Annotated in this window: 22 protein-coding genes and 2 pseudogenes; 23 read left to right on the forward strand and 1 reads right to left on the reverse strand. The window is 42.5% G+C overall.

Features of this window, described 5'->3' with window-relative positions; genetic code table 11:
- Positions 1-11: 11 nt before the first annotated feature.
- The 7 genes from DXB52_RS00885 (at position 12) to smpB (ending at position 6,584) form a co-directional block, all read left to right on the forward strand.
- Entirely contained in the window at positions 12-1,016 is a 1,005-nt protein-coding gene (locus tag DXB52_RS00885) for an ABC transporter permease (protein WP_015528359.1), read from the forward strand.
- 342 nt (positions 1,017-1,358) lie between these two features.
- Positions 1,359-2,474: a substrate-binding domain-containing protein gene (locus DXB52_RS00890; RefSeq protein ID WP_015528358.1), complete on the forward strand. Its 1,116-nt coding sequence runs from the start codon at positions 1,359-1,361 to the stop codon at positions 2,472-2,474.
- A gap of 109 nt (positions 2,475-2,583) precedes the next feature.
- On the forward strand, positions 2,584-3,024 hold the full coding sequence (locus DXB52_RS00895; protein ID WP_020436394.1) for an RbsD/FucU family protein: 441 nt from the start codon (positions 2,584-2,586) through the stop codon (positions 3,022-3,024).
- Positions 3,025-3,054: 30 nt separating this feature from the next.
- The gene (locus DXB52_RS00900) at positions 3,055-3,498 is read left to right on the forward strand and encodes a hypothetical protein (RefSeq protein ID WP_055172273.1); all 444 of its coding nucleotides are present in this window, start codon (positions 3,055-3,057) and stop codon (positions 3,496-3,498) included.
- A 130-nt stretch (positions 3,499-3,628) separates the two neighbouring features.
- Complete coding sequence (gene secG, locus DXB52_RS00905; protein WP_015528355.1) at positions 3,629-3,871, forward strand: preprotein translocase subunit SecG; 243 nt, start codon at positions 3,629-3,631, stop codon at positions 3,869-3,871.
- A gap of 88 nt (positions 3,872-3,959) precedes the next feature.
- The gene (gene rnr, locus DXB52_RS00910) at positions 3,960-6,071 is read left to right on the forward strand and encodes a ribonuclease R (RefSeq protein ID WP_118106274.1); all 2,112 of its coding nucleotides are present in this window, start codon (positions 3,960-3,962) and stop codon (positions 6,069-6,071) included.
- Between the two features lie 48 nt (positions 6,072-6,119).
- Positions 6,120-6,584 (forward strand): SsrA-binding protein SmpB, encoded by a 465-nt coding sequence (gene smpB / locus DXB52_RS00915; RefSeq protein WP_015528354.1) that lies wholly within the window; start codon positions 6,120-6,122, stop codon positions 6,582-6,584.
- Between the two features lie 37 nt (positions 6,585-6,621).
- Here smpB and DXB52_RS00920 read toward each other — a convergent pair whose 3' ends face one another.
- Positions 6,622-7,212 carry an HAD family hydrolase gene (locus DXB52_RS00920; protein ID WP_117568482.1) on the reverse strand — a complete coding sequence of 197 codons (591 nt, stop codon included), beginning with the start codon at positions 7,210-7,212 and terminating at the stop codon, positions 6,622-6,624.
- Positions 7,213-7,486: 274 nt separating this feature from the next.
- On the opposite strand from DXB52_RS00920, the gene DXB52_RS00925 reads away from it, so the two are divergent.
- The 16 genes and pseudogenes from DXB52_RS00925 to DXB52_RS01000 all read left to right on the forward strand — a co-directional run bounded on the left by DXB52_RS00925 (position 7,487) and on the right by DXB52_RS01000 (position 21,322).
- Entirely contained in the window at positions 7,487-8,434 is a 948-nt protein-coding gene (locus tag DXB52_RS00925; RefSeq protein ID WP_117579129.1) for a beta-ketoacyl-ACP synthase III, read from the forward strand.
- Positions 8,435-8,457: 23 nt separating this feature from the next.
- On the forward strand, positions 8,458-8,682 hold the full coding sequence (locus DXB52_RS00930) for an acyl carrier protein (protein WP_081016846.1): 225 nt from the start codon (positions 8,458-8,460) through the stop codon (positions 8,680-8,682).
- Between the two features lie 97 nt (positions 8,683-8,779).
- A complete protein-coding gene (gene fabK / locus DXB52_RS00935; protein WP_117579130.1) occupies positions 8,780-9,718 on the forward strand; it encodes an enoyl-[acyl-carrier-protein] reductase FabK in 939 nt (312 codons plus the stop codon).
- Between the two features lie 43 nt (positions 9,719-9,761).
- Positions 9,762-10,630: pseudogene (gene fabD, locus DXB52_RS00940) on the forward strand (ACP S-malonyltransferase).
- Positions 10,624-11,373: a 3-oxoacyl-[acyl-carrier-protein] reductase gene (gene fabG, locus DXB52_RS00945; protein WP_117540937.1), complete on the forward strand. Its 750-nt coding sequence runs from the start codon at positions 10,624-10,626 to the stop codon at positions 11,371-11,373. Before fabD ends, fabG begins: the two are co-directional and overlap by 7 nt.
- Positions 11,374-11,392: 19 nt before the next feature.
- Positions 11,393-12,631 (forward strand): beta-ketoacyl-ACP synthase II, encoded by a 1,239-nt coding sequence (fabF, locus tag DXB52_RS00950; RefSeq protein WP_118106276.1) that lies wholly within the window; start codon positions 11,393-11,395, stop codon positions 12,629-12,631.
- 12 nt (positions 12,632-12,643) lie between these two features.
- The gene (accB, locus tag DXB52_RS00955; RefSeq protein WP_118084827.1) at positions 12,644-13,138 is read left to right on the forward strand and encodes an acetyl-CoA carboxylase biotin carboxyl carrier protein; all 495 of its coding nucleotides are present in this window, start codon (positions 12,644-12,646) and stop codon (positions 13,136-13,138) included.
- A 15-nt stretch (positions 13,139-13,153) separates the two neighbouring features.
- A complete protein-coding gene (gene fabZ / locus DXB52_RS00960; protein WP_117540931.1) occupies positions 13,154-13,585 on the forward strand; it encodes a 3-hydroxyacyl-ACP dehydratase FabZ in 432 nt (143 codons plus the stop codon).
- Positions 13,586-13,605: 20 nt separating this feature from the next.
- Positions 13,606-14,955: an acetyl-CoA carboxylase biotin carboxylase subunit gene (locus DXB52_RS00965; protein WP_117825753.1), complete on the forward strand. Its 1,350-nt coding sequence runs from the start codon at positions 13,606-13,608 to the stop codon at positions 14,953-14,955.
- A gap of 1 nt (position 14,956) precedes the next feature.
- Positions 14,957-16,659 (forward strand): annotated as a pseudogene (locus DXB52_RS00970) (acetyl-CoA carboxylase carboxyltransferase subunit alpha).
- Positions 16,660-16,785: 126 nt separating this feature from the next.
- Positions 16,786-17,232 carry a MarR family winged helix-turn-helix transcriptional regulator gene (locus tag DXB52_RS00975; protein ID WP_015528342.1) on the forward strand — a complete coding sequence of 149 codons (447 nt, stop codon included), beginning with the start codon at positions 16,786-16,788 and terminating at the stop codon, positions 17,230-17,232.
- Between the two features lie 175 nt (positions 17,233-17,407).
- Positions 17,408-17,911 carry a DUF6465 family protein gene (locus tag DXB52_RS00980; RefSeq protein WP_117540925.1) on the forward strand — a complete coding sequence of 168 codons (504 nt, stop codon included), beginning with the start codon at positions 17,408-17,410 and terminating at the stop codon, positions 17,909-17,911.
- Positions 17,912-18,159: 248 nt separating this feature from the next.
- Entirely contained in the window at positions 18,160-18,894 is a 735-nt protein-coding gene (locus DXB52_RS00985) for an NAD-dependent protein deacylase (RefSeq protein ID WP_118084862.1), read from the forward strand.
- A gap of 59 nt (positions 18,895-18,953) precedes the next feature.
- On the forward strand, positions 18,954-19,178 hold the full coding sequence (locus DXB52_RS00990) for a small, acid-soluble spore protein, alpha/beta type (RefSeq protein WP_118084861.1): 225 nt from the start codon (positions 18,954-18,956) through the stop codon (positions 19,176-19,178).
- Positions 19,179-19,311: 133 nt separating this feature from the next.
- On the forward strand, positions 19,312-19,995 hold the full coding sequence (locus DXB52_RS00995; protein WP_118084824.1) for a WecB/TagA/CpsF family glycosyltransferase: 684 nt from the start codon (positions 19,312-19,314) through the stop codon (positions 19,993-19,995).
- 235 nt (positions 19,996-20,230) lie between these two features.
- Positions 20,231-21,322 (forward strand): PucR family transcriptional regulator, encoded by a 1,092-nt coding sequence (locus DXB52_RS01000; protein WP_015528338.1) that lies wholly within the window; start codon positions 20,231-20,233, stop codon positions 21,320-21,322.
- Positions 21,323-21,336 lie beyond the last annotated feature (14 nt).

Genomic DNA, 21,336 nt, shown 5'->3' on the forward strand with positions numbered 1-21,336 from the left:
GGGAAAAAGTAATGGCAAATAATACAACAAAGAAGGCCGGCTCTAATAAGTCATTTATTGACAGAATGGGAGGACAGAAATTCATCGTCCTGCTCGTTGTTATTGCACTGTTTATCTTCTTCTGTGCAATGAGCCCGAACTTCAGAAAATATACAACATTTATTAACATTCTGGACTTCTCCTATTATATTGTCCTGATGGCAATTGGAGTAGCCTTTCCACTGATGACAGGTGGTGTTGACCTGTCAATCGGTACTGGACTTGTATGTTATTCACTCGTTGGTGGATATCTGATCGTTCACAAAGGAATGCCTACAATCGTTGGTATCCTTGCAGCAATTATTCTTGGAATGCTGATTGGTGTTCTGAATGGTGTACTGGTAGCAATCATGGACCTGCCGGCATTCCTGGCAACACTTTGTACTTGTATGATTACTCGTGGACTTGGTTCCATTATCGTAGGTGGATTCGGAATCTCATGGCCGGCAGCAGCAGCACCGGGCGGATGGTTCAGAAGTATCTTCAAGATTCAGTCCGGCGGACAGAATATCCCGATCGGTTTCTTATGGGTAATTCTTCTGGTTGTTGTTATGACATTTGTACTGAATCATACAAGAATTGGACGTTATACACTTGCAATCGGAAGTAACAAAGAAGCAACAAGACTTTCCGGAGTTAATGTAAGATTCTATCATATTGCAGCATATGTAATCTGTGGATTCTTCGCAGGACTTGCTTCTATCGCATACTCCGCTATCTTCGCTACAGTTCAGCCAGGAAGTGGTGCTGGATTCGAGCTTGAGGCTATCGGTGGAGCAATCATCGGTGGTGTATCCATGACAGGTGGTGTAGGAAGCATCACAGGAACACTGTTTGGTGTATTCGTTATCTGTCTTCTGAAGACTGGTCTTCCATTCATCGGACTGACAGCTAACTGGCAGCAGATCATTACAGGATTTGTCCTGATCGCAGCCGTACTTGTTGATATTCTTAAGAGAAAAGCAGGAAAAGAGTAATTTTTTTCACTTAAATTTAGAATTTGTGAAAAATCACGAAAAAGCAATAATTAATTGCAAAACCATTGGTAATGTGTTATATTATTAATGTGTGCGGATAGATAGCAGCGGGGAAACGTGCTGAAAAAAGCGTGAAAAAGAAAGCTGTTACTATAGAAGCTAAACGAAACAGACTGTATAAAGAGTTTTCGGACAAAGAAGCCTGGGCAAACTACTTCTGCAGAGCGATTTAAGAAATGCACGAAAGAGGCTCTGCCAGAGAGGCCTGGCATTAGGGAGAGGAAAACTGGAAGAAAACTCAGACAAGCAGTCACAAATTTATTTTGTCAGGAGGACATAATTATGAAAAAGAAAGTTTTAGCAGTTTTACTTGGTGGATGTATGGTAGTTGGAATGCTCGCAGGATGTGGATCCAAGGCAGATGACACTAAGAAAGCAGATGGCGACACTAAGACAGATGGATCAGGAGATTCCAAGGGATATCATTTCGAAGTTGTTGTAAAGAGCTTCCAGTCTTCATACTGGCAGGCAGCTGTACAGGGAATCAATCAGGCTTGTGATGAGCTCGGTGTTACAGCTAACACAACAGGACCGAACGCAGAGTCCGATATCGCTGACCAGGTTAACATGCTGAACAACGCAATCAACAAAAATCCAGACGGAATCGCTCTTGCAGCTTGTGACCAGAACTCAGTTCTTGATTCACTGCAGTCAGCACTTGACAAGAAGATTCCGGTTGTATGTTTCGACTCAGGTGTTCCGGACGCTCCAGAAGGATCTGTATACGCAACAGTTGTAACAGACAACGAGCAGGCTGGTGGAATCGCAGCAGAGCATATTTATGAAGCAATCAAAGACAGAATCGGAAACGGACAGGTTCGTGTTGGTGAAGTTAACCAGGATGCAACATCTGCTAACATTTCTGAGCGTGGTATGGGATTCATCAACAAGTTCATCGAGCTTGCTAAAGCTGATGGAAAGACAGTAGCAGTTGTAGGAAATGACTTCTATGTAAACCAGGTAAAAGACAATGGCGATCAGGCATCTGCTGACGTAGTTCTCGAAGTTGCAGTTCCGGCACAGACAACAGTTGAGCTGTGTGCTACAGAGGCTTCTAACATCATGAACAAAGACGATACAATCGCTATGTTCGGATCAAACCAGGTATCTGCAGAGGGTGTTCTCACAGCTAACCAGAACCTGAACAAACTTGGAACAGATGATGATAAGATCGTTGCAGCTGGATTCGATGCTGGATCAGTTATCAAAGCCGCTGTTAAAGATGGTACATTACTTGGTGCTGTTACACAGTCTCCTCTGATGCAGGGTAAAATCTCCATCGAGACTCTTGCTAAGATCTGTGATGGTGAGTCTGTAGAAGACGTTACAACAGATGGTTACTGGTATGATTCTACAAACATGGATGATGAGGATATCTCTCCAAACCTGTATGACTAATTCATATCTGTAAAGAGAAGCTGAATTATTAAAGTGAAAAGAAAGGAATCGGGAAATTCCCGGTTCCTTTTTTAAAATAATATGTTATTATATCAAGGAGGAAGATAATATGTTAAAAGGAATTCCAAAAATTTTATCACCAGAACTGTTGAAAGTACTTGCTGAGATGGGACACAGTGACAGACTGGTCATCTCTGATGGAAACTTTCCGGCTGAATCAATGGGAAAAGACGCGATTGTGATCCGTTGCGACGGACACGGAGTACCGGAGATTCTTGATGCGATTCTTCAGGTGTTTCCTCTGGACAGCTATGTGGAGCATCCGGTAAATCTTATGGAAGTTATGCCTGGAGATACAGTGGAGACACCAATCTGGGATACATATAAAGAGATTATCCGTAAATATGATGACAGAGGTGATGCTGTTGTTGGAAACATTGAGCGTTTTGCATTCTATGATGAAGCTAAGACAGCTTATGCGATCATTGCAACAGGTGAATCAGCACTTTATGCGAATGTAATGCTTCAGAAGGGTGTTGTAACAGACTAGTCACATTTTTTAACGTAATGGAGGAACAATATGCTTGATCATGTAGAAAAAATATTTGCAGATATGAAGCCGATGATGAAAAAGTTGAAGAAGGCTTCTTATAAAGTAAATATGGAGGCTTTTATAGAGAATCATGGACATTATTTCCGTGAGATGACAGAATATACGGAGAATGCTTCTGATAAAGAGACGGCAGCCAAAGAGCTTGCAGTAGACTTTACAGATAAGGTTTATGATGCATATGTTTCTCCGAAAAAAGGAAAAATAGACAGTGCAGTTCAGACAGATCTGAATTTCTTTATGATCTATTATGTATTTCCGGCAATTCTTTTGACAGAGCATGACGATGCGAAACTGATCGCAGATCATCTCTGCAGCAGATGGGGAGAAAAGTTTAAGAACAGTAAGATTCAGTATACAGATTATGATTCCCTATATGTTTCATTCCGTGAGAAGATATTTGGAATCTTTTAATACTTGCAAATTAACCATACTTGTGATAGAATAATTAAGATTCATGTAATGGCATGAGAAGATTTAAGAAGCTATATTTTTATGGTTTAACAGGTGTGCTGTTACGTCAGTGTGTAGGAGGTCATAGAAGATGGACATTTTGAAGATTGTTTTATACATTATCTTTGTTATAGACTGTATCGCATTATCAGCGATTATTCTTTTGCAGGAAGGAAAGTCAGCTGGATTGGGAACGATTGGCGGTATGGCGGATACTTACTGGGGACAGAACAAGGGACGTTCTATGGAAGGTGCACTTGTAAAGTCTACAAAGTTTCTTGCTATTCTTTTCCTGGTGCTTGCAGTAGTACTGAACCTTAAGGTTTTTAATTAATAACAGATGATGAAGTAAGTATAAGACATTCTATAATAAGACTATAGAATGTCTTTTTTTACTTTGAGTAAAGATGAAAGGAAACAGAATGGATCAGACATTTGAAAAGAGAAAAAAAGTGATTTATGACTTTATTTGTGATGATTTTTATATCCCAATGAAAGTCAAAGAGATTGCGACGGTTCTTCAGGTATCGAAAGAACAGAGAAGAGAGCTTCAGGAAGTGTTGGATGCGCTCGTTGAAGAAGGAAAGATTACACTTTCTAAAAGAGGGAAATACAGTAAAGGTCAGGCAAAGCGTATCACAGGAACCTTCCAGGCGAATATCCGTGGATTTGGATTTGTTATGGTAGAGGGTGAAGATGAGGATATCTTTATTCCGGGAGAGAATGTGAACGGTGCATTCCAGGGAGATGAAGTGGAATGTATTATCACAGGTGCGCCGGGAGGTAAGAGAAAAGAAGGAAAAATCGTAAGAATCGTGTCGCATCAGGTGAAGAAGATTGTCGGATTGTATGAGAAGAGTAAGAGTTTTGGATTTGTACGTCCGGATAATCAGAGATATCTGAAGGATATTTATATTCCGGCCGGAAAAGAGATGGATGCCATGGACGGTCATAAGGTTGTGGTAGAACTGACATCTTATGGACAGGAACATGCTAAGCCGGAAGGAAAGATTGTTGAGATCATCGGTCATGTGAATGATCCGGGAGCGGATATTTTATCTATTGTAAAGGATTATGATCTTCCTACAGAATTTCCGGAGAAGGTATTGAATCAGGCGGTTCGTGTTGGGAAAGATGTATCCGAAGCAGATTGTGCCGGAAGATTGGATTTACGTGACTGGCAGATGGTTACGATCGACGGTGAAGATGCGAATGATCTGGATGATGCGGTTTCTCTGACAATGAAGGATGAGAATTATCAGCTGGGTGTTCATATTGCGGATGTTACCAATTATGTACAGGAGAAAAGTGCCCTGGATCGAGAAGCACTGAAGCGTGGGACGAGTGTTTATCTTGCTGACCGTGTCATACCGATGCTGCCGCATGTGTTGTCGAATGGCATCTGTTCTCTGAATGCAGGGGAAGACCGTCTGGCATTATCCTGCATTATGACAGTGTCTCCGAAAGGCGAGGTGATCGATCATCAGATCGCGGAGACTGTGATCCAGGTAGATAAGCGTATGAGTTATACAGGTGTATCTAAGGTGCTGGCAGAAGAACCAGAAGCACTGAAAGAAGATGAGGATTTTGTTCCGATGATTCAGAAGATGCAGGAACTTTCAACGATTCTCAGAGAACGACGTGGCAAGAGAGGTTCGATTGATTTTGATTTTCCGGAGACAAAGATTGAATTGGATGAGAAGGGGAAACCAATTAATATCAAACCTTATGAGAGAAACAGTGCAACGAAGATCATCGAAGATTTTATGCTTCTTGCCAATGAGACGGTGGCAGAAGAATATTTTTGGAGAGAGGTTCCATTTCTCTACAGAACGCATGAAGTTCCAGACGAAGAGAAGATAAAGAAACTGAGTACATTTATCAATAATTTCGGTTATCATATTCATGTGCATGATGAAGTAAAGCCAAAGGAGATTCAGAAACTTCTTAGTCAGGTGGAAGGAACCCCGGAAGAAGCTCTGATCAGCAGACTTACATTACGCTCCATGTGTCAGGCAAAATACACAACAGAGAATACAGGACACTTTGGATTGGCAGCGAAGTATTATACACATTTCACTTCTCCGATCCGCCGTTATCCGGATCTCCAGATTCACAGAATCATTAAGGAGAATCTGCGTGGACGATTGAATGAGAATCGTATAGAACATTATGACAAGATCCTCCCGGAAGTAGCGAAACAGTGTAGTGACAGAGAACGACTGGCAGAAGAGACAGAACGTGAAGTTGTGAAGATGAAGAAAGCAGAGTATATGCGCATGCATATTGGAGAAGAGTACGAAGGTGTCATTTCCGGTGTTACAAAATGGGGAATCTATGTAGAACTTCCGAATACAGTGGAAGGCCTTGTTCATGTTGTGGATCTGCGGGACGATCATTATAATTTTATAGAGCAGACGTATGAAATGGTCGGAGAGCATACAGGAAAGACATATAAACTTGGTGAAAAGGTGCGTGTCCGCGTAAGTGATGCAGATAAGCTGCTCCGGACGATTAATTTCGAGCTGGCATAATACTTGCAGGAGTGCGGTTAAAATAGATGAGTTAGAGGTTGGAATCAGATGGCAAAGACAGAGAAAAAACTTATTGCGAATAATAAAAAAGCATATCATGACTATTTTATTCTTGAGAAATATGAAGCAGGACTTGTGCTGCATGGCACAGAAGTAAAGTCTCTTCGTATGGGAAAGTGTAGTATCAAAGAAGCATTTATCCGTGTGGAAGACGGGGAGATGTATATCTATGGTATGCATATCAGTCCTTATGAGAAGGGGAATATCTTTAACAAAGATCCGCTTCGCGTGAGAAAGCTGCTTCTTCATAAGAAGGAGATACTGAAAATATTTGGTAAGATGAAAGAACAGGGAATTACAGTTGTTCCGCTGCAGGTTTATTTCAGCGGAAGTCTTGTAAAGATTGAGATTGGACTTGCCAAAGGTAAGAAATTATATGACAAGCGTGAGACGATCGCAAAGAAAGATCAGAAGCGTGAAGCACAGAGAGAATTCAAAGCGTTCAATCGATAAAGGATTGAGGCAGGAGCGAATAGAAAAAGCAATTGGATCAGAAACCAATTGCTTTTTTTACTTCATTGATATCGCCAGTAAATACAAGTCCACCCATTCCGGCTTCTTTTGCTGCATTGATGTTTGGCTCAAGATCATCAATAAAGAAACATTCTTCTGCCTTTAAATCAAATTTCCTGAGAAAATGACTGTAGATTTCAGGAGACGGCTTTGCAAGTCTGATCGGTCCGGAAAATAAGATTCCGTCAAAGTGAGAAAGAAGTTCACTTCCTTCATAGTATTCTGCAAAATAGGTTGGAGCATTAGACAGCAGATAGATTGGTATATTGCGCTCTTTTAATTCATGGATAAATGTAATGGTATCCGGAAGTAAAGTAGTGCAGCGTGGCCATTCTTTTGCAAACCGGCGGATGCAGTCCTTCAAATGTTCCGGAACCTGATCGATGACTTCATTTATGTAACTATCATAATTAAGTGTGCCGGCGTCAAGTTCTGCCCAGCGTTTATAAACGATTTCGGATAAATGATCCAGTTCTTCTTCATATGGGCAGAATTCTGAAAGAATCGCTTTTCCATCAAAACGTCCGATGACATTTCCAAAGTCAAAAACAATATTCTTGTATTTCATGACAAATTTCCTTTCTGAACAGTTACGTTTATTTTATTATACTACGCAGAAAAGACAGATTCAAATAAAATATGTATTGCTGTTCATACGATGTGCGACCAGCAACTAATAGACAAAAAGAGAAAAACTGTCTAAAAATTATCTTGACATCTATTTTATTTATGATATACTTTGAGAGTCAAAGTATTTAAAAGTCAAAACAATTACGGTTCAGATCTGGAAAGAATCATACTGTGAAGAGTGACAATTATTTTGACAGAGTTGGAGAAGAGATATGATAGGAAGAATATGCGGGACAGGATCGTACATACCGTCCCATCGAATGGACAACGTGGAATTGTCCTCTCTGGTCGACACAAGTGATGAATGGATCCGGGAACGCACAGGAATTCAAAGCCGACATCTCGCAAAAGAGGAGACGGTATCTTTTATGGCTGCAAAAGCAGCAGAAGAAGCTCTTGCAGACAGCGGGCTGAAAGCAGAAGAGATTGACCTGATCCTTGTAGCGACGTCTTCTTCAGAAACAGTATTTCCGAACACTTCCTGTGAAGTGCAGAAAGCAATCGGTGCAGTTCATGCATGGGGATACGATCTGAATGCAGCCTGTTCGGGATTTATTCTCGCATTGAATACGGCGCAGTCTTATATCCGTTCGGGTCTTGTTAAGACTGCACTGGTGATCGGTGCAGAGAAGATGAGCAGAATTGTAGACTGGAAAGACCGTGGAACTTGCATTTTATTCGGAGACGGTGCAGGTGCAGTGGTTCTCCGGGGAGAAGAAAGTGAAAGTGCAGAAGCAGTCTACACGGCCATGGCACATTCGGCAGGAGACAAGGGAGAGGCATTGACCTTACAATATGGAACAGAAGAAACGCCGGTAATTCGGATGGATGGACAGGCAGTTTTTAAGTTCGCTGTGAGAAAAGTACCGGAAATCATCGAAGAAATGTTGAAAAAAGCAGATGTTTCAAGAGAAGATGTGGATTACTTTGTTTTGCATCAGGCAAACAGAAGAATCATTGAAGCGGCTGCAAAGAGAGTTGGCGTAGAAATTGAGAAGTTCCCAATGAATCTTGGTGAATATGCGAATACGTCGGCGGCGTCAGTTCCAATCCTTTTAAATGAAATGAATCGGGATGGAAAGCTGAAAAGAGATCAGAAAATTATACTTGCCGGATTCGGGGCAGGACTTACATGGGCAGGATGCCTGATGGAATGGTAAATTCAAGAAAGGAAAACAAAATCATGTTAGAAAAAGTAAAAGAAATCGTAGCAGAGTCATTAAACGTAGAGGAAAGCACATTAAGTGAGACAACATCTTTCAAAGAGGATCTTGGAGCAGATTCCCTGGATCTTTTTGAGATGGTAATGGCATTTGAGGAAGCTTTTGAAGTAGAGATCCCATCTGAAGATCTAGAGCAGATCACAACAGTGGGGGACGTTGTAAAATATATCGAATCACACAAGTAGAAGTATAGAACAAGTAGAAAACGAAGCATTCCGGTTCCTTTTCGGCAGCCGATCCGAGAGAACCGTTGATAGAGAAGTGATCAAGAAGGGAGTTCTTATGAGAACGAGAATAACAGAATTACTTGGAATTGAGTACCCGATCATTCAGGGCGGTATGGCATGGGTTGCAGAATATCATCTGGCGGCAGCAGTTTCAAATGCCGGTGGACTTGGACTGATCGGAACAGCAAGTGCACCGGCCGAGTGGGTCAGAGAACAGATCCGTGAGGCAAAGAAGCTGACAGATAAGCCGTTTGGAATCAATATTATGATGATCAGTCCTTATGCAGATGAAGTTGCAAAGGTGGCTGTCGAAGAAGGTGTAGCAGTTGTCACGACCGGTGCAGGATCTCCGGAAAAATATATAAAGATGTGGAAGGAAGCCGGAATCAAAGTGATCCCTGTAGTTGCTTCTGTAGCGATGGCGAAGAGAATGCAGCGTTGTGGAGCAGATGCTCTGGTGGCAGAAGGAACAGAAGCAGGCGGACACATCGGTGAGAATACAACGATGGTTCTCGTTCCGCAGGTTGTAGATGCAGTTGAAATCCCGGTGATCGCAGCCGGAGGAATTGCAGATGGAAGAGGAATTGCAGCGGCATTTATGCTCGGAGCAGAGGGTGTCCAGATCGGAACACGTTTTGTTGTGACAGAAGAAGCACAGGTGCATGAGAATTATAAAGAATGCATTTTGAAAGCAAGGGATATTGATTCTCGTGTGACAGGAAGATCTACAGGTCATCCGGTTCGTGCCCTTCGTAATAAAATGACGAAAGAGTATCTTGAGAAAGAACAGGCAGGAGCAACATTCGAAGAACTTGAACATCTGACACTAGGAGGACTCAGGAGAGCTGTTGTTGATGGAGATGTTCAGAGCGGAAGCGTGATGGCAGGGCAGATCGCAGGTATGATCAAGGAGAAGCTTACCTGTCAGGAAGTGATCCAGAAGCTGGTCTCACAGACAGATGAACTGATCGGAGGAAAAGGATTCTATGAGTAAGATCGCATTTATTTTCCCGGGACAGGGAGCACAGAAAGCCGGAATGGGAAAAGATTTCTATGAAAACAGTAAGACGGCAGCAGAGGTGATTGACCGTGCAAGTGAACTGCTTGGACTGGATATGAAAGCACTCTGTTTTGAAGAAAATGATCTTCTGGATCAGACAGAATATACACAGGCAGCACTTGTGACTGTCTGTATGGCAATGGAGAAGGTATTAAGAGAACGGGGACTCGCCCCGGATGTCACAGCAGGCTTAAGCTGGGTGAATATTGTGCGATTGCTTCAGCAGGAGGAATGAGCACAGAAAATGCAATCACAACAGTAAGAAAACGCGGTATTCTGATGCAGAATGCAGTACCGGGTGGTCAGGGAGCCATGGCAGCGGTTCTTGGACTGGATGCCGGAAAGATTGAGGAAGTGCTGGCAGATCGAAGTGGTGTAATGATCGCCAACTACAATTGTCCGGGACAGATTGTGATTACAGGATGGAAGGAAGATGTGGAACAGGCAGCAGATGCACTGAAGGAAGCCGGAGCAAAGAGAGTCCTTCCGCTTAATGTCAGTGGACCGTTCCATTCTTCCCTTCTGAAGCAAGCCGGAGAAGAGCTTGGAAAAGAACTGGAACAGGTAGATTTTTCTGATCTCCAGATTCCATATGTGACGAATGTGACAGCAGAATATGTAACTGATATTACAAAGACAAAAGAACTGCTCGCACGTCAGGTGGCATCTTCCGTACGCTGGCAGCAGAGTATGGAACTTCTGATTGCGGACGGTGTAGATACATTTGTTGAGATCGGGCCTGGAAGAACACTGGCTGGTTTCCTGAGAAAGATAAACCGTGAGGTGAAAGTGTATAACGTCGGAACCTGGGAAGATGTAGATAAGGTGGTAAATGAATTATGTTAGACAGACTGACAGGGAAAGTTGCGGTAGTGACAGGTGCTTCCAGAGGAATCGGAAGAGCGATCGCACTGCGTCTGGCACAGGAGGGCGCAGCAGTAGTGATCAATTATAATGGATCGAAAGAGCGTGCGCAGGAAGTGAAGACAGAGATTGAATCTGCAGGTGGAACAGCACAGATCATGCAGTGTGATGTGGCAGACGCAGCATCTTGTGATGAGATGTTTCAGACAATCATGAAAGAATTCGGAAGAATAGATATCCTTGTGAACAACGCAGGAATTACAAGAGACGGACTGCTTATGAAGATGGCAGAAGAGGATTTTGATGCTGTGATCGATACGAATCTGAAAGGAACTTTTCATTGTATCCGTGCAGTCTCAAGACAGATGCTGCGTCAGAGATCCGGAAGAATTATTAACCTGTCTTCTGTATCAGGAGTTCTTGGAAATGCAGGACAGGCTAATTATTCCGCATCAAAGGCTGGTGTGATCGGACTTACAAAGAGTGCGGCAAGAGAACTGGCTTCCAGAGGAATTACCGTAAATGCGATCGCTCCGGGATTTATTAACACAGAGATGACAGAAGTACTTTCAGAGAAGGTGAAAGAAGGAGCAACAGCCCAGATCCCTCTTGGAAAGTTTGGAGAGACAGAAGATATTGCGAATGCGGCGGCATTTCTTGCTTCTGATGAAGCACGTTATATCACAGGCCAGACGCTGCATGTCGACGGCGGAATGGCGATGTAAGAATAGAAGGAGTAGGAAAATGAAGAGACGAGTTGTTGTAACCGGAATGGGTGCGGTGACACCGATTGGAAATACAGTAGAAGAATTCTGGAACGGAATCAAAACAGGTAAAGTTGGAATTGGTCCGATCACAAAATTCGATACAACAGATTATAAGGTTAAGCTGGCAGCAGAAGTAAAAGATTTCATTGGAAAAGAACGAATGGATTTCAAGGCAGCAAAGAGAATGGAACTGTTCTCCCAGTATGCGGTTGCAGCAGCAAAGGAAGCATTTGCAGATGCGGGACTTGATATGGAACAGGAAGATCCTTATCGTGTGGGAACGATCATCGGTTCAGGTATCGGAAGTCTCAGCTGTGTAGAGCAGAATTACGACAAGATCCAGACAAAAGGACCGGCGCGTGTAAATCCATTGATGGTTCCGTTGATGATCTCCAATATGGCAGCAGGAAATGTATCCATCCAGCTTGGACTGAAAGGAAAATGTACAGATGTCGTGACAGCATGTGCATCAGGATCTAACAGTATCGGAGATGCACTCCGTGCGATTCAGTATGGTGACTTGGATGTCTGTGTTGCAGGGGGGACAGAGAGCTGTATCTGTCCGACCGGAATTGCAGGATTTACTGCATTGACAGCACTGTCTACAAATGAAGATCCGATGACAGCTTCCCGTCCGTTTGATCAGGACAGAGATGGATTTGTCCTCGGAGAAGGAGCCGGAATCGTAGTTCTGGAAGAACTTGAACACGCGAAAGCGAGAGGCGCGAAGATTTACGCAGAACTCGCTGGGTACGGCTCTACAGGAGATGCTTATCATATTACATCTCCGGCAGAAAATGGAGAAGGAGCCGGAATGGCGATGAAACTTGCAATGAAAGAGGCTGGTGTGGCACCGGAAGAAGTGGATTATATCAATGCCCATGGAACAAGTACACATCACAATGACCTCTTTGAGACGCGTGCGATCTATTATGCATTAGGAGATGCAGCCGAAAATGTAGTTGTCAATTCAACAAAATCTATGATCGGTCATCTTCTTGGAGCAGCAGGGGCAGTGGAATTTGTTGTCTGTGTAAAAAGTATTCTGGATAATTTTATCCATCAGACAGTTGGTACAAAGAATGTAGATCCTGAATGTGGATTAAACTATGCAGTAGGTGCACCGGTAGAGAAAGAAGTGAACTGTGTAATTTCTAATTCTCTTGGTTTTGGTGGACACAATGTGTCTCTTCTTGTAAAACGTTTCGAAGAGTAAGGAGAAGCGAAGATGAAGATGGAAGAAATATTGAAGCTGATCGAAGCAGTATCGGCTTCTACGCTCACAGAATTTAAATATGAAGAAAATGGAACAAAGCTGAATCTGAAAAAGGAACAGCAGAAGGTAGAAATCGTTCAGAATGCGGCTTCTATTCCGCTGACAGGAATTTCCAGTGGTGATTTCCAGGCAACTGTTCTTCCACAGAACATGGCTGTATCCGGAAGTTCTGAGAATGCAGATTCGGAAGAAAATCTTGAAAAAGAACCAGAAGGCAAGCTGATCATTTCACCGCTGGTTGGAACTTTCTACGCTGCACCGGCAGAGGATGCACCGAGTTTTGTCAAGGTTGGTGACAAGGTCGAAGTCGGACAGGTTGTCGGAATCGTAGAAGCGATGAAACTTATGAATGAGATTGAGAGTGAATGTGCCGGTACAGTTGCAGAAGTTCTTGTAGAAAATGGAGAACCGGTAGAATACGGCCAGCCGCTTTTTAGAATTGTTTAAGAAAGGGATTCAGATATGAATAGTTTAAATGTAGAACAGATTCAGGAAATCATTCCGCACAGACATCCATTTCTTTTGATTGACAAGATTGAAGATTATGTTCCGGGAGAATATGCAATTGGATACAAGGGTGTTTCTTATCATGAAGATTTCTTCCGTGGACATTTTCCACAGAAAGCAGTAATGCCGGGAGTTCTGATCCTTGAGGCACTTGCTCAGACAGGAGCTGTGGCAATCTTAAGTGTACCGGAGAATCAGGGAAAGATCGCATTCTTCGGTGGTGTACAAAAATGTCGCTTCAAAGGAATGGTATTTCCGGGAGATCAGTTGAAATTAGAGACAAAGATCATTAAAAGAAAAGGACCGGTAGGCGTAGGAGAAGCTGTGGCAACCGTTGACGGAAAGGTCGTTGTTACGGCAGAACTTACATTTATGGTTGGAGAATAAAAAAATCAGGAGCAGAAGAAATGATAGAGAAGATTTTAATTGCGAACAGAGGGGAGATTGCAGTCCGGGTGATCCGCGCCTGCAGAGAAATGGGAATCCGTACGGTTGCTGTTTACTCTGAGGCAGATAAAGATGCGCTGCATACCCAGCTCGCAGATGAAGCAGTCTGTATAGGTCCTGCTCCATCCGCAGAAAGTTATCTGAATATGCAGAATATCATCAGTGCGACACTTGTGTCTGGCGCAGATGCAATCCATCCGGGATTTGGATTCCTTTCTGAAAACAGCAAATTTGCAGAACTGTGTGAACAGTGCAAGATCACATATATCGGACCAGATTCAAAGGTGATCAGTGCTCTTGGAAATAAATCCGTTGCAAGAAATACGATGGTGGCAGCAGGTGTTCCGGTTATTCCGGGAAGCAAGGAGCCGGTGTATACCGTAGAAGAAGGCGAGAAGATCGCTGGTGAGATCGGTTATCCAGTCATCGTTAAGGCAGCACTTGGAGGTGGGGGAAAGGGAATGCGTGTCGCACAGACACCGGACGAGTTCCAGGCAAGTTTCCAGACAGCACAGAAAGAAGCGCAGATGGCATTCGGAGACGGAACAATGTATCTGGAACATTTTGTAGAACATCCGCGTCATATAGAATTCCAGATTCTTGCAGATAAGTATGGAAATGTGGTCCATCTTGGAGAAAGAGACTGTTCCATTCAGCGAAATCATCAGAAGATGATCGAGGAATCTCCGTCAGAAGCACTGACTCCGGAACTGAGACAGAAGATGGGAGAAGCGGCTGTGAAAGCGGCGAAGGCAGCTCATTATACGAATGCCGGAACGATTGAATTTCTCTTAGAAAAGAGTGGAGCCTTTTACTTTATGGAAATGAATACAAGAATTCAGGTAGAACATCCGGTGACAGAATGGGTGACAGGAATCGATCTGATCAAAGAGCAGATTAAGATTGCAGACGGACAGAGACTAAAGCTTCAGCAGAAAGACATCAAGATCACAGGTCACGCGATCGAATGCAGGATCAATGCAGAGAACCCGGAAAAGAATTTCCGCCCGTCTCCTGGAAAAATCACAGATGTACATTTCCCGGGGGGTGAAGGCGTACGTGTAGACAGTGCGATTTACACAGGATATGAAGTTCCGCCTTATTATGATTCCATGCTTGCGAAACTGATCGTACATGCTGACGACAGAGAAGAGGCTATCCGTAAAATGAGAAGCGCACTTGGCGAAGTCATTATTGAAGGTGTGGACACAAATATTGATTATCAGTATGAGATTTTGAATCATAAAAAATTCATATCTGGAGATATTGATGTGGAATTTATCGGAGGAATGATGAATGAGACTGCATAATATGTTTAAAAAGACCGGAGAGAAGATCACTTCGATTCATTCACGAAACAGAAGAAAGCCGGAAGCACCGGAAGGAATCTTGAAAAAATGTAATAAATGCGGTGCAGCAATCTTAACAGATGAAGTAATCAACGGAAAATATATTTGTCCTAAATGTCATGGATACTTTCGTATTCCGGCATATAAGAGAATTGAGCTTGTGACAGACGCAGGCTCTTTTGAAGAATGGGATGCAAAGATCGATGAAGGGGAAAGACCGGAGAATCCGTTGAATTTCAGGGGCTATACAGAAAAAGTAGAAGCTTTAAGAGAAAAGACCGGGCTTGATGAAGCGGTTGTGACAGGAAAAGCAACAATCTGTGGATATCCGGTTGTGATCGGGGTCTGTGACGGAAGATTTATGATGGCCAGTATGGGACATGCGGTAGGAGAAAAGATTACCCGTGCAGTCGAGCGTGCAACAAAGGAGAGGCTTCCTGTTGTTCTTTTTACCTGTTCCGGAGGCGCACGTATGCAGGAGGGAATCATTTCCCTGATGCAGATGGCAAAGACTTCAGCGGCACTGAAACGCCACAGTGATGCAGGCTTTCTTTATATCCCGGTATTGACTGATCCAACTACGGGAGGTGTCACAGCAAGTTTTGCTATGCTTGGAGATATCATTCTTGCAGAACCGGGTGCTTTGATCGGATTCGCTGGTCCGCGTGTGATCGAGCAGACGATCGGACAGAAATTGCCGGAAGGATTTCAGAGAGCAGAATTTCTTCTTGAGCATGGATTTGTTGATCGAATCGTAACCAGGGATGAGATGACGGAAATACTGGGACAGATTCTGAAAATGCATGCGGTTACAGATGAGAAGAAAGAAGAATGTCCGGAAAAGAAAAAAGAGAACAGAAAAAACACATCTGCAGTAAAAGAAAATGTGTCAGCCTGGGAGCGTGTTCTGAAATCCAGGGAAAAAGAACGTCCGGTCGGTAAGGATTATATTGACAGACTGTTTACAGATTTTGTAGAATTACATGGAGACAGATATTATAAGGATGATCCGGCAGTAGTAGGCGGAATTGCGTATTTTCATGGAAAAGCGGTTACTGTGATCGCCAGTGCAAAGGAAAGACAACGAAAGAGAATCTGGAACGGAATTTTGCAATGCCGTCTCCGGAAGGTTACAGAAAAGCACTGCGTCTGATGAAACAGGCAGAAAAGTTCCAACGTCCGGTCATCTGTTTTGTGGATACTCCGGGGGCTTTCTGCGGAATGGAGGCAGAAGAGCGTGGACAGGGTGAGGCAATTGCCCGGAATCTGTATGAGATGTCAGCTTTGAAAGTGCCGGTTCTTTCAATTGTAATCGGAGAAGGTGGAAGCGGCGGTGCGCTTGCACTTGCAGTTGCAGATGAAGTGTGGATGATGGAGAATGCAGTGTATTCAGTACTTTCACCGGAAGGGTTTGCAAGCATTTTGTGGAAAGACAGCAAGAGAGCGTCAGAGGCGGCAGGAGTGATGCGTCTGACAGCAGCAGATCTTAAGGAACTTAAGGTAATCGAAGAAATAATTTGCGAGCCTGAAGTGTACCAGGAAGATACGATGGTTCCTGTGCTCTGTGAACTGGAAGAGAAGATGGAACATTTCCTTGAACAATATGGAAGCCTTTCAGAAAAACAACTGACAGATAGAAGATACGACAGATTTCGTCGAATGTAAGAGATAGAAAACATGGTATTGTCTGAATTAAGATAGCAGACCAGAATGAAAGTGATCCCGGAAGATTGAATAGAGAAGAGCTGTTTGAAGAGATCAGAGAACAGTAGAAGACGAGGAGGAAAAAAGATGGATGCGTATAATACCATCAATGACATTCTGGTACATTTATTTAATGAAATCTGGGAGCTGGAGAAAAAGGCAATCATTACAGAGGAGTTTAAAGACATCACAAACAACGATATGCATATAATAGAAGCAATCGGTGTTTCAGGAAAGACAACGATGTCTGTAGTGGCAAAGAAGATGAAGATTACGGCAGGTTCTTTGACCACAGCGGTGAATGGGCTGGTAAACAAGAAGTATGTAATGCGTGCCCGCGGTGAAGAAGATCGAAGAGTGGTATATATCTGGCTGACAGAAAAAGGGGAGAAGGCTTACTATCATCACGAGGAGTTTCACAGGGAGATGACAAATGCTGTGCTGAACAGACTGGACGAAAAAGAGATTCCGGTTCTTATGAAGACATTGGACGGACTTTCAGAATTTTTCAGGGGCTATTCTTCAGAGGAATAAAATGATAATTATCAAGGAAAATTTGACGTTTTGTCAAAAATGAGTTACAATAATCCGTATCGTGAATAATTTATCATTACGGACAAAAGTTCTTGTCATTATTTCGCGTTAAGAATCACATTGTAATGAGGTAGTGCCAATATACTTGGGTGTATATTTTAGGAGGGAAACAAGTATGGTAACAAAGAAGACATCTTCAACAACAAAAGCTGAAACAGCAACAGTAAAGGCAGAGAAGAAAGAGACAGCAGCTGCGAAAGCAATCGAGACAAAGAAAGACACAACAAAGAAACTTGAAACAAAGGCAGCAGTGCTGGTAGATACACCAGAAGTTCAGGCAGAAGAAGTAAAAGAGACAGTGAAGAAGGCAGCTAAGAAGGTTGCAGCAAAAGCGGAAGATACAGCTGAAAAGGCTGTGAAGACTGTAAAGAAAGCAGCAGCTAAGAAGACAGCAGCCAAGACTACAAAGAAAGCTGATTTGAAGACAGAATTCTTCCTTCAGTTCTCAGGTAAAGAGTATACAGAGAAAGAGATCCTTAAGAAAGTCAAAGATGTATGGACAAAGGATTTGAAGAATAAAGTCGGAGACATGAAAGATGTTAAGATTTATCTGAAACCGGAAGAGTCAGCAGCATATTATGTTGTTAATGGAGATACAACAGGAAAAATCGATCTGTAAGATATAAATAAAAGATATAAGATCGCTTTCCGGATGTACCGGGAACAGGTTTACTTAAGAAAAGACAGGGAGTCAGACACAGCTGAATGCAGGTGAAGGACGGACCTGTCTTTTTAATATATTAGGAAAGTGCTTTCCTAATATATTAAAAACGCTCCGCTTAGGTAAACATTTCGCCGGTGCAGAAGGCAGTGTGCCTTAAGGTGACAGGAATCTGGCAAGTGCGGTTTGAGAAAGGAGTATGCAAGATGTACGAGAAAGAGATTGAGCAGCTGCAGTCAATGATTGATGAGAGTAACCGGATCGTGTTTTTCGGAGGAGCCGGTGTATCAACAGAAAGTAATATTCCGGATTTTCGAAGTGCAACAGGAATTTATCATCAGAAATATAAGTATTCACCGGAACAGGTGGTCAGTCACAGCTTTTTTATGAAATATCCGGAAGCTTTCTATGAGTTCTATAAAGAGAAGATGATGATTTTGGATGCGAAGCCAAATGCTGCCCATCTGAAACTGGCAGAATTGGAGCAGGCCGGGAAATTGCAGGCTGTTGTGACACAGAATATTGACGGACTGCATCAGGCGGCAGGAAGTAGAAACGTCTATGAACTTCATGGAAGCATCCACAGAAATTACTGTATGAAATGTGGGAAGTTCTATGATGCGGAATATGTGAAGAATTCAGAAGGAATTCCGAGATGCAGTTGCGGTGGGATGATTAAGCCGGACGTAGTACTTTATGAAGAGGGACTTGACCAGAAGACGATCCAAGGGGCAGTCGAAGCAATTTCATCAGCTGACATGCTGATCATCGGAGGTACTTCCCTTGTTGTTTATCCGGCAGCCGGTTTTATTGATTATTTTCACGGAAAACACCTTGTTGTGATCAATAAATCAGAAACAGCCAGAAGTGTCCGGGCAGAACTTGCAATATCGGCTCCGATCGGAGAGGTTCTTGGTGCGATTCAGGTGAGTGACGAATAAAAATTTTTTTTCTGTAAATACTTCTGAAAAGGAGGATGCTGGATGCAGCAATAAGAAGTATGGGAAGAAAAAAGAAAAAGATGATCAATCTTACTAAACTTGAACCGGAAGAAAAGCTGAAGTATGAGATAGCAGAAGAATTAGGCCTTTTAGATCGCGTGATGCAGGATGGGTGGAAGTCATTAACATCAAAAGAGACAGGACGGATTGGCGGAATGGTCACCGGAAGAAGACGAGAGATAAAAAAACAGACAAAAATTGCGGATGAAAATGATGAAAGATAAACAAAAGTAAAATTTTGAATGACACAGCTTTTGACAAATAAGGATAAATTTGGTAAAATAGACAGAATGGGGAGAAATTATTTTGCGTTAAAATTCGCAGAGTTTTTGGAAAGTGATAACTTTGGTGGCATAAATGACAGAAAAAATTTCAATATTTGATGTGGAGATTTCCTGTATCAAGGCAAAAGAAGCAATGATGCAGGCAATCGGATTCATGAAAGGCGATTCCGTCAATACCATTGAACTTGTATCGATGGAATCTCTGATGAAAGAACATGAAAATCCGGAGTGGAAAAAAAAGGTTTCAATGCAGGATTTGGTCCTTCCGGGAAGTGTAGAGATTCTTGAGGCAGCGAAGACGGACGATGCAAGATTGCTGCGGGAGACAGATAATAAATTATTCTTAAGAATGTTTTTGAAATATTTGCAGAAGAATCATCATAAGATTTATCTCCTGGCAGCAAGTCAGGAGGAACTTGTGAAAGCAGAAGAAGCTCTTGCAAGGTATAATCAGGGGATTCGTGTGGTAGGAGATGCCGTGATCCATCCGGAAGACGGAGAGCTGACGGATGCAGACCGAATCCATGGAATTGTGAATGCAGTCAACGGCTCAGAGGCAGATTGTATTTTATCAGTCCTTCCATCGCCGGCGCAGGAAGATTTTATTGAGCAGAACCGGGCATTGATTGATACAAGAGTCTGGATTGGCTGTGGATCAGTTCTGATGCGCAGCTTTGACGATAGAAAGATGACAAGCCGAATAAAGAGAATGTTAGTAAAGAAAGTATTTCGCTATAAAGTAGAGAAACAGAATTAGCCTTTGTGAAGAATGCTAAAAGATAAAAATGTGAATATTTCATGGATTCGACGAAGAAATGCATAAAAAAGATGGATTTCCTCTTTCTTTTTTTGCTGTTTTGCCTTAATATAATATAAGGGTATGTGTACGGATAAATAATACATACGAAAAAATTGTGGAATATGCACATGCGTGTTACTACTTACAGTTTGCTGTGATCAGCAATACATCGTACAGAGTGGAGGAAAAAAAGATGATTTCGAATCAGATACTTCAAAACACTATTGAAGGATTAAAGGGGATATCAAGGGTTGATTTTTGTGTACTCGACACAGAAGGCAAGGAACTTGCAGCAACATTTGATATGGCAAAAGATTGTGGGGAAGCGGTTCTTTCTTTTGTTGAATCACCGGCAGACAGCCAGGTGATCCAGGGATGCCAGTTCTTTAAGATCTTTGATGAACAGCGTTTGGAATATGTTTTGCTTGCAGATGGCGAGACAGAAGATGTGTATATGCTCGGTAAGATTGCGGCATTTCAGATCCAGAGTCTGCTTGTAGCTTATAAGGAGCGTTTTGACAAAGATAACTTTATCAAAAATCTTCTTTTAGACAACCTTCTTTTGGTTGATATTTACAATCGTGCAAAGAAATTACATATTGACACAGAAGTAAAACGTGTTATCTTTATTATTGAAACATCACACGAGAAAGACAGTGCTGCACTTGATAATGTGAGAAATCTTCTGGGAGGAAAGTCAAGAGACTTTATCACAGCTGTTGATGAGAAGAATATTATTGTTGTGAAAGAACTCTCAGATAAGGACGGCAATAAGGAACTTGAGAAGATGGCGAAAGAGATGCTAGATACGCTCCAGGCAGAGGGAGGCGACGAGCAGATCCATATTGCATACGGAACCATCGTAAGTGATATCAAGGAAGTATCCAAGTCATACAAAGAGGCGAAACTTGCACTTGATGTAGGTAAGATTTTCTTTGATGAGAAGGATATCGTTGCTTATACAACACTTGGAATCGGTCGTCTGATTTATCAGCTGCCACTGCCACTTTGTAAGATGTTTATCAAAGAGATTTTCGAAGCAAAATCTCCGGATGACTTTGATGAAGAGACATTGACAACGATCAATAAGTTCTTTGAGAACAGCCTTAATGTATCAGAGACATCCAGACAGCTCTATATCCACAGAAATACACTGGTATACAGACTGGATAAGCTTCAGAAGAGTACCGGTCTGGATCTGCGTGTGTTTGAGGATGCCATTACTTTCAAGATTGCCTTAATGGTAGTAAAGTATATGAAGTATATGGAGACATTAGAGTACTAGAACCGTAGGAGTAT

Source organism: Ruminococcus sp. OM04-4AA, from assembly GCF_003462585.1.
In the GTDB taxonomy this organism is placed as follows: Bacteria; Bacillota; Clostridia; order Lachnospirales; family Lachnospiraceae; genus Mediterraneibacter; species Mediterraneibacter faecis.